The organism is Chryseobacterium sp. BGA-UO-ETr-SB22 (assembly GCF_059567885.1).
The window spans coordinates 1,345,937-1,359,342 of record NZ_JCAQOV010000005.1 but is presented as its reverse complement, the minus strand read 5'-3'; the positions used below and the strand labels follow the sequence as shown (position 1 = coordinate 1,359,342).

At 35.1% G+C, this 13,406-nt stretch carries 10 protein-coding genes; 5 read left to right on the top strand and 5 right to left on the bottom strand.

The features are described 5' to 3' along the window. Window position 1: 1 nt before the first annotated feature. The 3 genes from thrS (at window position 2) to AC57AW_RS13445 (ending at window position 4,432) form a co-directional block, all read left to right on the top strand. Window positions 2-1,921 carry a threonine--tRNA ligase gene (gene thrS, locus AC57AW_RS13455; protein WP_496352291.1) on the top strand — a complete coding sequence of 640 codons (1,920 nt, stop codon included), beginning with the start codon at window positions 2-4 and terminating at the stop codon, window positions 1,919-1,921. A gap of 172 nt (window positions 1,922-2,093) precedes the next feature. Further along, window positions 2,094-2,594, top strand: a complete 501-nt coding sequence (gene infC, locus AC57AW_RS13450; RefSeq protein WP_185097810.1) for a translation initiation factor IF-3 — start codon at window positions 2,094-2,096, stop codon at window positions 2,592-2,594. 266 nt (window positions 2,595-2,860) lie between these two features. Next, window positions 2,861-4,432: a T9SS type A sorting domain-containing protein gene (locus AC57AW_RS13445; RefSeq protein WP_496352290.1), complete on the top strand. Its 1,572-nt coding sequence runs from the start codon at window positions 2,861-2,863 to the stop codon at window positions 4,430-4,432. A 204-nt stretch (window positions 4,433-4,636) separates the two neighbouring features. Here AC57AW_RS13445 and AC57AW_RS13440 read toward each other — a convergent pair whose 3' ends face one another. Beyond that, a complete protein-coding gene (locus AC57AW_RS13440; protein ID WP_496352289.1) occupies window positions 4,637-5,200 on the bottom strand; it encodes a hypothetical protein in 564 nt (187 codons plus the stop codon). A gap of 160 nt (window positions 5,201-5,360) precedes the next feature. On the opposite strand from AC57AW_RS13440, the gene AC57AW_RS13435 reads away from it, so the two are divergent. Both AC57AW_RS13435 and AC57AW_RS13430 read left to right on the top strand, forming a co-directional pair. Beyond that, the gene (locus AC57AW_RS13435; protein ID WP_496352288.1) at window positions 5,361-6,434 is read left to right on the top strand and encodes a resolvase; all 1,074 of its coding nucleotides are present in this window, start codon (window positions 5,361-5,363) and stop codon (window positions 6,432-6,434) included. 96 nt (window positions 6,435-6,530) lie between these two features. Next, window positions 6,531-7,097, top strand: a complete 567-nt coding sequence (locus AC57AW_RS13430) for a hypothetical protein (protein ID WP_496352287.1) — start codon at window positions 6,531-6,533, stop codon at window positions 7,095-7,097. 82 nt (window positions 7,098-7,179) lie between these two features. On the opposite strand, the gene AC57AW_RS13425 is transcribed toward AC57AW_RS13430, so the two are convergent. The 4 genes from AC57AW_RS13425 to AC57AW_RS13410 all read right to left on the bottom strand — a co-directional run bounded on the left by AC57AW_RS13425 (window position 7,180) and on the right by AC57AW_RS13410 (window position 13,405). Further along, the gene (locus tag AC57AW_RS13425) at window positions 7,180-7,809 is read right to left on the bottom strand and encodes a response regulator (protein WP_496352286.1); all 630 of its coding nucleotides are present in this window, start codon (window positions 7,807-7,809) and stop codon (window positions 7,180-7,182) included. 2 nt (window positions 7,810-7,811) lie between these two features. After that, window positions 7,812-10,019, bottom strand: a complete 2,208-nt coding sequence (locus AC57AW_RS13420) for an ATP-binding protein (protein WP_496352285.1) — start codon at window positions 10,017-10,019, stop codon at window positions 7,812-7,814. A 61-nt stretch (window positions 10,020-10,080) separates the two neighbouring features. After that, window positions 10,081-12,549: a tetratricopeptide repeat protein gene (locus AC57AW_RS13415; protein ID WP_496352284.1), complete on the bottom strand. Its 2,469-nt coding sequence runs from the start codon at window positions 12,547-12,549 to the stop codon at window positions 10,081-10,083. A 91-nt stretch (window positions 12,550-12,640) separates the two neighbouring features. Further along, window positions 12,641-13,405: a hypothetical protein gene (locus AC57AW_RS13410; protein ID WP_496352283.1), complete on the bottom strand. Its 765-nt coding sequence runs from the start codon at window positions 13,403-13,405 to the stop codon at window positions 12,641-12,643. Window position 13,406 lies beyond the last annotated feature (1 nt).

Here is a 13,406-nt window from a genome sequence, read left to right as displayed (position 1 = left end):
AATGATAAAAATTACACTTCCAGACAATAGTGTCAAAGAATTCGAGGGAGCAGTGACTCCTCTAGATGTGGCAAAATCTATAAGCGAGGGATTGGCTAGAAACACCATTTCCGCAATTGTTAATGACAAACAAGTAGAAATAACCACACCTATAACCACGGATTCTACGGTACAACTATTGACATGGAATGATGATCTTGGAAAGAAGGCTTTCTGGCACTCTTCTGCCCACCTTTTGGCGCAGGCTATCCTTGATTTTTATCCTAATGCTAAGTTGACCATTGGTCCTGCTATTGAAAGCGGGTTCTATTATGATGTAGATTTCGGGGATGAAAGCTTATCTGAAAAAGATTTTGAAAAGATTGAGAAAAAGATCTTAGAAAATGCGAAGAAAGGTTCTACATTCTCTCTTTATCCGGTTTCTAAAGAAGATGCTTTAAAGACTTATGCAGATAATCCTTACAAAGTAGAATTGATCTCTAATCTTAATGATGGAGAAATCACTTTTGTAACGCATGATAATTTCACAGACTTATGTCGTGGTGGTCATATTCCGAATACAGGAATTGTAAAAGCGGTTAAAATTTTAAATGCAGCAGGAGCTTACTGGAGAGGAAGCGAAAAGAATCCTCAGTTGACAAGAGTATATGGTATTTCTTTCCCTAAACAGAAAGATCTTACTGAATACCTTGAAAGATTGGAGGAAGCTAAAAGAAGAGACCACAGAAAATTAGGTAAAGAACTTGGAATTTTTGCATTCTCTGAAAAAGTAGGTGCCGGGTTGCCACTTTGGTTGCCAAAAGGAACTGCTTTAAGAAGAAAATTGGAGAATTTCCTTTCAGAAGCTCAGAAAAAAGGAGGGTATGAGTTTGTAATGTCTCCACACATTGGAGCAAAAGAACTATATGTAACTTCAGGACACTGGGATAAATATGGAGCAGACAGCTTCCAGCCAATCAAAACTCCGAATGAAGGAGAAGAATTCTTATTGAAGCCAATGAACTGTCCTCACCACTGTGAAATTTACAAGACTTCACAATGGAGCTACAGAGATTTGCCTAAGAGATATGCGGAATTCGGTACAGTATACAGATATGAGCAAAGTGGAGAACTTCACGGCTTAACAAGAGTTCGTGGATTTACTCAGGATGATGCCCACCTTTTCTGTACTCCGGATCAACTTTCTGAAGAATTTGAAAAAGTAATTGATTTGACTCTTTATGTTTTCAAATCATTAGGTTTTGAAGATTTTGTAACTCAGGTATCTTTAAGAGATCCTGAAAACAGAGAAAAATATATCGGTTCTGATGAAAATTGGGAGAAAGCAGAAAGCGCTATCATCAATGCAGCTCAGAAGAAAGGGTTAAAAACAGTTGTAGAATACGGAGAAGCGGCATTCTATGGTCCTAAACTAGACTTCATGGTGAAAGATGCTTTAGGAAGAAAATGGCAGCTTGGAACAATCCAGGTTGATTATAACCTTCCGGAAAGATTTGATCTTCATTACATCGGAAATGATAATGAAAAACACAGACCGGTAATGATCCACAGAGCACCATTCGGTTCTATGGAGCGTTTCATTGCTATTTTGCTGGAAAATACAGCAGGTGATTTCCCATTATGGCTGAGCCCGGAACAGTTTATTATTCTACCGATCAGTGAAAAATATGTAGATTATTCAAAAAAAGTTTCACAATTTTTAGAAAATCACGATATTAGCGGTCAGATTGATGACAGAAACGAGAAGACAGGTAAAAAGATCCGTGATGCTGAATTGAATAAGATTCCTTTCATGCTTGTAGTAGGAGAAAATGAAGAAAAAGAAGGCACAATTTCTGTAAGAAGACGTGGAGAAGGAGATCTTGGAGTGATGACACTGGAGGATTTCGTTGCTTACTTTAAAAAAGAAGCAGCCATATAATTTAAAATTAAAAGATTGAAGGATTCAAAGTTTTATATAGTAACGGAATCTTTCAATTTTTAAATATTTGAATCAATTAAATTAAGTAATTAACCAATAAAATTATAATACAATAGCACAAAGATTTAACAACAGGGGCCCACAAAGACGTCCTGTACAGGAGGACTTACACTTGATCAACGATAAAATTCGTGTGAGAGAGCTTCGTTTGGTGGGCGATAACGTAGAGCCAGGAATTTATCCAATTGACAAAGCAAGACAGATTGCTGCGGATCAGGAATTGGATTTAGTAGTAATTTCTGATAAGGCCGAACCTTTTATTGCAAGAATATTAGAATACAAGAAATTCTTATATGAGCAAAAGAAAAAACAGAAGGAACTGAAAGCTAAGCAAGTAAAAGTGGTTGTAAAAGAGATCCGTTTCGGACCTCAGACAGATGACCATGATTATGAATTCAAAAAGAAGCATGCTGAAAAATTCCTTGAAGAAGGTTCTAAGCTAAAAACCTACGTATTTTTTAAAGGACGTTCGATTATCTTTAAGGATCAGGGAGAAATTTTGCTTTTAAAACTTGCTCAGGAATTAGAGCATGTAGGTAAAGTAGACCAGCTTCCTAAACTTGAAGGAAAAAGGATGATTATGATGATGAGTCCTAAAAAACCAGCAAAATAATTAAGTCATTATTTTACATATAAAACCTCAAAGTAATTTGAGGTTTTTTTATGTATTGATTTCACAATGTTTGACATCTTATTTCCTGAGCTTATGCTAATGCGGATTAAAAGTATACTTCACTTCAAAAAGTAACTTTATTTTCTCTATGAAATATTGTTTTTGGCTTTTTTGAAAATACTTGCTTTAATGTCAGTATTCTACTCAAAAAAAATCATATTTTTGTGCCCAACTAATAACCCGAAAACTAAAATTATATAATATTCATGAGACATTTCCTATTTCTAGTATTTTTTTCTGCAGGCTCATTCTATGGACAAAATGGGCAGGTAGATCAAACCTTTGGCAATAACGGAGTCCGTTATGATGCACCGAGTGGTGCCCCGAATATCCAAGTTACAAATGATGGCAAAGTTTTTTTGATGGTTAGTAACCAAATAAAAAAACTAACGAGTACCGGTACGTTAGATCCTACTTTTGGCACCATGGGTGTTTTTTCAAACCCCAACCCCTATAACAGTATATATCTCTACTCTAATGGAAAGTTATTAACGCAGGAAGCCAACAGCTTATATACTACCAGAGTAAAAAGATTAAATTCAGACGGCAGTGTAGATACTGCTTTTGGTACATCAACGAATAACAGTGTTGACTTTAATAATTCAGGATGCTCTCCTTGTATAGAGAACCCACGTATTCACCTTTCTAACAGCAATAACACTAATTCTTTTTTTATTCTGGCAAGTGATGGTTATTATATGGGAGGTCGTGGTGTAGTGGTTTTAAAAAATGAAACGGGTACTTCAGGATTTTCCATTTCACCGGTCTATATCCCTGCAATAACAGGTAGTACAGGAATTCATATGGGTACAGGTGCCGCAAAAATTCTTAAAGCATCTGATGGAAGTTACTTTGTCGGTGGTGGCTTATATAAAATTAATAATAATTCAGGTGTTAGCCATAGACAGGGCTCAAAGGCATTTGTCGCCAAGTATTCTTCTCAGGGCTCTCAGGATAACAATTTTAATTTTTATGCTTCTCAGGGTTCAGATAGTGGCAGCAATGCTGGTGTAGATTATCAGCTGGATACACAGGATAATGTTTATTTAATGGCTATGGATAATACCTATAACAGTGGTGCGTCATTGTACTACTACCGAATCTATAAAACAGATAAGTATGGAAATCTAGACTACTCTTTCGGCAATACTAATTTTACGGGGCATTTGGATGTTTCTGCCGCTTTTTCATCTATAACCACCTATAAAACTAATTTCCGAAAAATGTTCATACAGCCGGATGGCAAAATCTTATTGGTCGGGAACACAACCTATATAGTAAATTCAACAACCACTCAGGATAAGGAAATACTACTAGCACGTTTTAATACCGATGGAACATTAGATAGTACATTTGGAACCAATGGCTATGTTGTACATGATATTGACCCTACAGCTTTTGAAACTTTTGTAGATGCAGGAACTAATTCTGATATGACAGAAATCTATGTAAGTGCAAATCTTAAAAACTCAGCAACGAATTCATTTATTAAAACGGCTATCGTGAAGTTTAAAAATAATTCTAACAATTTATCTACTAAAGAAAGTAATCCTACTCAAAAGGATTTATCATTCTTTCCTAACCCTGTAAAGGATATTCTAAAATTCAATACCGAAGGAAAAGTAATGATCTATGATACGAACGGGAAACTAGTACTATCAAAAGATAATGTAGATGGGAAAAAAGGCATTGATGTTTCTGAGTTGATACACGGAAACTATCTTATCCAGATAAACAACACAAAAGAAACGTATAGTTCCAAGTTTATTAAAAACTAATAATTTAAAATTAAGGAGATTAATATCTTTGATTTTCTCAAGATAAAATTAAAACGAAAAAGTTCTCTAAATTTTAGAGGACTTTTTCGTTTTGGAAATCAACCTTAATGTTCTGCCTTTCGGAAAGCATTTTATTGTAAATACCGCGATTTTGTTAAGCATTTTAAAAGACATCCTATTTTTATCAAAATCGTTGTAAAAAAATCATCCTTCAAAATCACCACAATCATGCTCTGTGAAAAGAGGTAAAGCTTTTTTGGTAGTAAAATATTTGGATATTCTTTTGTTTTTTAACTCCAGTTTTTTACCTTCTATCACAAGTTCGTAAACGGGTGCTTTATCTATTTGGGTTAAAATATAGGTTCTTTCCGGTGTTTTAAAAAGAGTCTTGTTTCCTTCGTTAGAGTATGAAAAATCATCAATTTCAAAAGTATCTTTTTCATCACAGACATTCGTCCATGTGATTTGTTTCTTTGTTATAGACAGGCTTGTCAGATCGCATGAATAACAGTTCCCGGAGAACTCTATACCATATTTATCATGTACATTGGTACTTTTACTATTCAATAAATCAATAGGAACTAATGTTGAAAAATCACCTGGTATTTCTAATGTTGCCGGATCAATCTTCACTGGTTCTGGTTTAGATGCTGCAATTTCTTTTTTGGTGTCCGGAGAAGTATTTTTTTCCACTTTTTTGTCTGTAGCGGGTGAACAGGACGCTAATAAAGCAGTCACCACTGAAAGGCTGATTATTAAGTTTTTCATGTTGATAAAAGTAAATTACAATATTGGGTTTATCGTTTTGTAAAATTGTCCAAATTCTGCCACTTCATATATCCCTGTTTTCAGCCATTTATTGCCCATATTCAGGCGTTTTGTTGGCTGCTGGTCCGAATACAGATACATTTGCTCAAAAATATAATAAATGAAAGTCATCAATCAAATCTTTATATCATCAGTGATAGTCCTTGCAGGATGCAATCAACAGAATAAAACAACAGAAACAAACAAAGTAGAAACTGAAGTTAAGCAAAAAACAATAACACTCGCTGATTTCAAAAAAATAAAAGGGGTAGATAATGTGCATGATGTGCCCTTTGAGTTATTTACCAAGCTTGATTCTATACAATTTTTTGTGACTCCGAGTAAAGAGGCTGCTCATTTGAAAATAGCTTACAATAAATTCGATAATTATTACGGATTTGAAGAATTTGATGACTTCTACTCTATTCATTACAGCATTAATAATAACATTTCGAACAGTATTGAAGCATTTGTCCTGAAATCAGAATTCACTCCGGCATTTGAACTTACTTTAAAAGGTGCGGATCTTTATGAGATCAGAAGCAGCGCATTTAAAGAATCTAGTGATTTTAAGAATAAATCTTTTAAAAAATTTGGCACCATTGCTGAGATCTCAGAACAGGAATTTCAAGCAAACTCAAAAAATAAAATAGGTGAAGCATTGGTAAAAAATCCGAATATAAAATTGCAGGATGGTAACTGGATATACATCGAAAATGATAGAAAAGAAGTCATTACACAGCATGAAAATATCTCTACAGAAACCGGACCGCTTGGTAATGAATATGTAGGACGGTCACCTTATTTAAACCTTGAGGTTTTCAAAGAAAGCTCTGATGAAGTCGTAGATTCTTTCTATTCTTTTTACAGTATAAAGAATGCGGTGATGTTTGAACTGGGTACAGAAGGCTATCCACAAATTCTTCCTACTAAAGGCTGGGTTACTTCTGTATCATCTAATAATGATGTGGGGAGTAATTTTGTTATTGCTAAATATTTTCCACAAACGAAAAAACAGGACAATCTTTTGTATGTGAATTTTACGAGCTTCAAAATAGCTGATAATAAAAAGGCATTCTGGACGGATAACGATACATTTTATGCCGAAGTCTATCCGCTTAATTCAGCTTCAGCTAATGGTAAAAAGCAAAAAACAGCTTACATAAAGATTCAATTGAAAGCTGATTTGTTTTAGACTATTTATTGTAGCTGATATAAAAACCCCTGAAACCAGCCAGTGCATATGGCTTTAAAGTCTAATATCTTTGCTGTAATAATTTAAAAAGATACAATGAAAAAATTAAGCTTGACAATTCTTTTTTGTTTACTAAGTTTTATAACTTTTGCACAATCGCTGAAAGTGGTTATTAAACAGGATGGAAAGGTAATTGAGCCTGTAAATGATGTTTATGACCTGAAAAAATCGACTTTCCAATTTGAAATTACGTCTTCAAATCTTGAAGGGTTCTTAGTGGGAGCCACTACAAATAAAGATATTTATGCCGGCGCTCTGGGCGTTTTGAACACCGAAGTTGCGTGGTTTCAGAATACGGGTATGGCGGAGGAATTGTACAATAAAGACAAAGAAATGTTTCTTATGGATTCAGCGCCTTCATATTGGTATTATACTGATGCGAAAGATCACAGATTTGATAAAAATCCTAAAGGTAATGCTAAACAATGGACGGCTACCCGTACTATTACCAGGTTTTATGATATCATGGTAGATCAGCCCATTGATTTAAAGGATTTTAACGGCAGAGTTTTCATATTAATGTATGAACCTGTATATAATGATGAATATGATTTAGTAGGAAAGAAAAACCTGTTCCAGGCTGCTTTGAGGTTCAAAGATTAATACATACACACCCAATTATTTGATTATATAAAAAAAGGTCTGCTTTTACGATGTAAGCAGGCCTTTTTGTTGGATGAATATTTTATTCGATAATTAAACCGTATTCTATTGCCAGTTTAATGGCGGAACTAAGATTAGAGGTCTGAAATTTCTCAATAAGGTTTTTTCTGTGACTTTCTACGGTGTGCGGACTGATAAAGAGCTTTTCTGCCATTTGATTGGTTGTAAGCCCTTTTGCTGCTTCTGCTAAAATTTCCTTTTCTCTTCGGGTCAGTTTCGGAACCTGATGCAATCCATTTACGGTTTTTTTATCAAGAACAGACTTGGTTTGCGAGCATAAAAATGGGTTACCGGCATATACAGTGGTGATTCCTTCAATAATTTCAGAAACGGAAGCATTTTTTTGAATGTATCCCAAAGCGCCTTCAGCCAGAGTACTGTTAATGACAGGCAGTTCATTGTGAACACTAAGTATAATAATCTGCAGATTCCCATACTTTTTCTTTAAAGGCTTTATCAGTTCTATGCTGTTGATATCTACCAGATTGATGTCCAGCAGTAAAATATCGACCACTTGTTTTGCCAGGCCTGCATTCATTTCAGAAACGTTTCTGAAACAATCTACAACATCTATCGTATCACTGTTTCCTAAAATATTTTTCAGTCCTTCCAAGAGAAGCGGATGATCGTCTGTTATGGCTACTTTTATCATGTTTAATGAATAGGGATTTGAAGTTCTATACTGGTACCAATATTCAATTCGGAGGTGATATTCATTGTTCCTTTTAAAAACTGGACTCTTAATTCTATGTTGTGGAAACCTGCTGTTTTTCTTACGTCTAAACCTGTAGGGTCAAAACCTTTTCCGTTGTCTTCTACCGTTAGATTCAATAGATTGTCTTCTTCGCTTATCTGAACAATAATTTCTGAAGTATCAGCATGTTTTATAGCATTGTTAACCAGCTCCTGAATGATCCTGTAGATAATCAGTTGCTTTTCCTTTGATATTGAATTACTGTAATTGATAAATTCGGTATGGATCTCTAATGCGTTATTGGATATACGGGAAGCAAACTCCTGAATGGCTATTTCCAATCCGTATTTCGTTAATAAATCAGGCATTAAATTATGTGCTACCCTTCTTAGTTCTTCCACAGCACCATCAATCTGATCAATCGATTTTGAAATTCCTTCTTCTATATTTTCAGATTGATGTGGATTTAAATAAGACAACTGATGTTTCGTTCCTGAAAGCAATCCTCCCAATCCGTCATGAAGATCACGGGCAAGACGGCCCCGCTCCTGCTCCTGCCCTTCAAGCAATGCGGTAAGTGTGGAAATTTTTGAGTTTTGTTTCTCTTTTTCCATGGCCAGGGCATGCAGTTCGTCTCTTTGTTTCATAGACTTAGCACGCTGTTTATAAGCATAAAGCAATAAGAGAATCAGAACAATGAAAAAGGCTATAAAAAAAATGTAGTAGGTATTGATCTTTTCTTTGAATGCCAACAGCTTTTTAAAGTTGTTAATATCATTATTCTTCTGCTGGGTTTCCAGTTTTGCCAAACGAAGCTGCTGTTCTTTTTTCTCCGATTCAAGTTCTGAAAATTTCAAGCGTTCACGCTGATTTTCTTCTACCAGTTTTAAATTATTGTAAACCTGTTCACGTTGTGCACGAAGTATATTTATCAACCTGATTTCCTGCGCTTTTTTATCACTTTCCAGCTGGAGTTTTATGTATTTCTGCTCCTGACGTTCTTTATCAAACTGAGATTCTAATCTTTTGGTAATATCCAGCTTTTCCTGGTCGTAAACGCTTTTGTATTTATCAACATAGCTTTTATAATAAGTCAGTGCTTCTTTGTAATTTCCCTGCTCTTCGCTGATTCTGGATAGAGATTCAAGGATAGACAATTCTATCATATGATTTCTTACCGGGCTTTTCCCAATTTCCATAGAAGCTTTCAGAAAATAAGACTTAGCTAAATCATAATTTTTATCCTGTAATGCCAATTCTGCTAAAATCCCAAATGAAGAAGCAATGTGAATAGCATCACCAACTTCAAGGCTCACCTTATTAGCGAGCTGGGCATATTGCATTGCCTTATTACTGTCAAACCCAGTATATAAATTCGCTAAATTGATGGCAGCATATGAAAGGCTATTTCCGCTAAGCATAACATCTTTGTTTTTATTGAAAGTAGCAATAGCCTGTAAATAATACTGTTCTGTTTTAGTTCGAAACATTGTATTGGATGGATCCTGTGTATATTTTTGTTCATATACGTACCCCATCCGCATGTAAGCATCAAAGATAAGATTGGGATCATTTTGTTTGGAAGCTAACAATAGAAATTGCTTGCTGTATTTTTCTTCCAGCTGATATTCATTAAGGTCAGAATAAATGGCAGATAATTCCTTGGCTACATTACCCAATCTTCCATATAGTGTGGAAGTGGTTGGTGAGTTTTCATAATATTTGATCGCTTTCAGGTAAGCGGCAACCGCATCGGTCGTTTTATTATTACGGGTCAGAATCCAGCCTTTTGCATATTCTACATAGCCTTTTGCTTCATTGCTATTTGTTTTTAAGCTATATGCCTTTGCCAGGTCAAGACTTTTTGAAGACTCCACTGTTTTGTTATCCAGCCGATAATTCATAGCTTGTACAGCATACAAAATAGTGGCATATTTCCCATCCGCCTGTTTTGCAGCAATGGAAATATTGGTTTCTAAAATCTGGTAAGATTTAGGTTTAAGGTTATGAAAAAATAAGGCAGTCGCGTATTTGGGAGCCAGATTGAGCTGTTCTACCCTATTGTTTGATGCATGGCTGTATTCTTTTTCTAATCTGCTTAAAACATCCTGTGCCTGAACAAAAAACGGACAAATAAGTAAAGTAAATATAAATAATAACCTGTACATCAAACCCTTATCTTTATTAAATTGCATTCCATTAAGGAACGTAAATATAGGTAAATCCCTGCTAATCTATTTCGAAACCGTGCTTTTCGGCGAAAGATCTCCATTTCTGAAATTTCTTTTCATTTTTAAAGGCAGGATCTTCACCATAGTAATATATCAAACGTTGAGTTGCATATTCGTAGGCACTGTAAGCATTGGCTTGTTCAAAATACTTAACGGCTTTCTTCAGATCTGTTTTTACCTCCATGCCGAGTTCGTACATAATACCATAATAAATCCCTGAATATGACTGATCATAGTCTTTCTTTAAGTATACCAAAAGGTTTTTATAATCTCTTAACTGATAATAGATTTCTGAGATTTTATCATAGTTATAGTAGTATTTTTTCTCGGCTTTCTGATAAAAATCCAAGGCTTTAGTGTAATCCTGCAGCACATGTTCTCCAAAATAATACAGATCACCAAGATTCGCAAGCGCTAATCCGTCACCAAGTTCAGCACTTTTTCCATACGCCTGAATTGCTTTTTTGATATTAAAAGAATATCCTATTCCGTTGTGGTACAAAGCCCCGATATTGTTCCAGGCTACAGGATGGTTTCGTTTTACCGCTTTTTCATAGTAGATGATTCCTTTTTGTGGATCAAACAGTGATTCTATTTCAGGATCGGTAAGCAGTATTCCTATTTCTACCAGGCTATCTATGTCACCCTTTTGAGCAGATAATTCAAACAAGCGAAGTGCCTCGTGGTAATTTTGATTTTCTTTTGCATCAAAAGCCATTTTTGTAATGGTTCCAACGTCCATGAATTGTTCGGCGTTTTTGCCTGCCTGACTTTTCCAACGGTTATAAAAGGAAGTAAAGTATTCTAAATCTTTTCCCCGGAATGAATACCGATCCAAATAAATCGCATCATATTCAGAAACCTCTACCCGATGAATGCTTTTATCTTCATTCATTCTAAACATATCTTCATCCTGATACAGAAATAACAGACCTTCTTCCGTTCTGTAATTCAAAGGATTGGAAATACAATCGTACCATTGAGCTGACAGGCCATTCTCAAAATCGAACAACTGATACCTTTCATTTTTTTGGACCGATAAAAATCCATTGTCCAAATAATGAATCTGCTTAATTTCTGATTGGGGAGCAATTAACCAACTTCCATTGTCCGCATCAAAAAGTCCTGATCCTGTTTGGGTTTCCAGGATAAAGACATTGTTTTTATATCCGGCATTTGATTGTGCCTTTACTTTAATAACAGATTCATTTTCTAACAGAAACTGATGCTTTAAAGTGTGATAAATTTTCCAGTTCTTATCTTTACGAATAGCCAGCGTTTCAAAATTATCAATTAAAATCAGCTGATCTGCTTCGTCAATGATAAAACGGCCTGTTTCATCTATTAATTTTCCTTTTTTATCAAATTTGTTTGGTTTGATCCAGAAACAGGTACTTGTTTTTACAATACTTCCTTCTAAAAAATAACCCAGATAGTTTCCTTCTTTGGTATAATATCTGCGCTTGCCGGTTCCTTTTTGCTTGGTGAAAAATAGCTCGGGAAAATAATCGTATTCATAAGGACTTTCGCTTTCAATAGGAATAATCAATCCGTTTTCATCATTGTAGACGCCAAATCTCCCGTCTTTTTCTACGCCTAAGAACCCGTAAGCTATTCTTTCAATGGAATCATAATCGGGAGGAACCATCCAGGTGTTTGAATAGATTTTTAAAATCCCTGATTTTCCATTCATTTTTACTTCGCCTAAAGGTTCCTGCGCAAAATCAAATACATCAAAAGCTTCTTCATACACTGGAGAAACCCATTCTTTTCCATCACTTTGCAGGTAACCAAACAAAGCTCCTTTTTGAACCACCGATATACTGTAGTTATAATCTGCTTCAAAAATTTCATCATAAACAGCTGGAGCTAAAATAGCCCCTTTTGCATCCTTCAGACCAAATTTCCCATCCTCTTCAAATATTGAAGATGCTGCCTTTTTATAGGCAAGTTCCTCAAAATATCCCAATCCGTAATCAATCCAGTCGGTTTCTAAAATTTCGAGAAATGAGGAATATCCGGTGTGCGAGAACAAAGAATCTAACAGCGAAAGATTCTGAGCTTCCACAGCCTTTTTATAGAGTTTACTTTTCTGCTGAATTTCTACCAGCCATTCCTTTGCCTGTACTTTATGTTTTTCTTCGTTCATGTTGAAAACATCCGTTGCATTCAATACAAAAGAGTCGTAAGGCAGAGCTTCCAGGAACTCAAACATTTTATTAACATGTTCGTAATACGCTTTCTTATAATGCAGCTGATAGGTATCTGCCAACAGATTGAAAAAGTAACGCAACTGAACAATTCCCTGGTTTTTATCCGAGAAAAACTCAACGCCTTCTACTTTAATATCTTCCGCCAGTAAAGGATACAGCAATAACGGAATTTCGTAGTTCCACTCGCCCAGATAAGTATCAAATGTCTGATTCGATTTCTGATCGTAATTGTATAAATAAATCCGGTGTGCCATTCGCTACATTTTACCTGTCGGAAAGCATTAAAAACACTCCCGATTACAGTGATTTTATTGAAATTAAATACTCGTATTTTGTGAAGCTGTATTAAGTATATTCAAAACAGATAACTGCTTTTTTCAGCTCTTTGTCATGAAACAAATACAATTGGTCTGCTGCTGTCTTTTGAAAATCATATCCTTCCAGACACGCAATATAATCCATCAAGGTATTATCACTTTTGAAAGGTTTTTCCAAAAGGTTACATCCTGAGTAGTTACATAATTCAAAAGGAAGTTGACTGGTATTGATTTCATCAAAGATTCCCTCTGTTTTTGATTGAATTCTTTCTAGTAAATATTCATTGGGATCATCATTTTCCAGATCCTGCACCGTCAGTTTACGCAACCGTTCTAATCTTCTTATATCATCTACCTCTAATCCAGGCCGATTAAAATCCCTGTCATATAGCTTTCCATTTTTCTTAAAGTATCCTTTTAATAATGAATACATGGCGCTATTCATATTATATTCAATTTCATCATCTGAATACTGATGACCATAATTTTCCGGATCAATTTCTTTGGAAAAGGTAAAATAATTCCAGTCTGCATCAAATTTATATTTACCATCAATGATATCAAAGCCAATCATATCAGCTTTTGTAAACCGGCTATAATATTGGGAAGTAGAAGATCCAATTTGCCCGTCAAAAAGTTCTTTCACCGATACAATGTGCAGCCACGTATCATCCTGAGGATCTATCAATTTTAGATTTATTGAACAAACCGGCAGAAAATATTTTTTATGATTTTCGATATCATCATAAAATACATCTTCATATTCCGGGAAAATTTTTATTAAATCTGTCATT

Bases quoted from the DNA above. Each gene is read 5' to 3' on its own strand.
- AC57AW_RS13435 (WP_496352288.1), top strand. From the start codon at position 5,361: ATGAAAGTCATCAATCAAATCTTTATATCATCAGTGATAGTCCTTGCA.
- AC57AW_RS13425 (WP_496352286.1), bottom strand. From the start codon at position 7,809: ATGATAAAAGTAGCCATAACAGACGATCATCCGCTTCTCTTGGAAGGA.
- AC57AW_RS13440 (WP_496352289.1), bottom strand. From the start codon at position 5,200: ATGAAAAACTTAATAATCAGCCTTTCAGTGGTGACTGCTTTATTAGCG.
- thrS (WP_496352291.1), top strand. From the start codon at position 2: ATGATAAAAATTACACTTCCAGACAATAGTGTCAAAGAATTCGAGGGA.
- AC57AW_RS13420 (WP_496352285.1), bottom strand. From the start codon at position 10,019: ATGTACAGGTTATTATTTATATTTACTTTACTTATTTGTCCGTTTTTT.
- AC57AW_RS13415 (WP_496352284.1), bottom strand. From the start codon at position 12,549: ATGGCACACCGGATTTATTTATACAATTACGATCAGAAATCGAATCAG.
- AC57AW_RS13410 (WP_496352283.1), bottom strand. From the start codon at position 13,405: ATGACAGATTTAATAAAAATTTTCCCGGAATATGAAGATGTATTTTAT.
- AC57AW_RS13430 (WP_496352287.1), top strand. From the start codon at position 6,531: ATGAAAAAATTAAGCTTGACAATTCTTTTTTGTTTACTAAGTTTTATA.
- AC57AW_RS13445 (WP_496352290.1), top strand. From the start codon at position 2,861: ATGAGACATTTCCTATTTCTAGTATTTTTTTCTGCAGGCTCATTCTAT.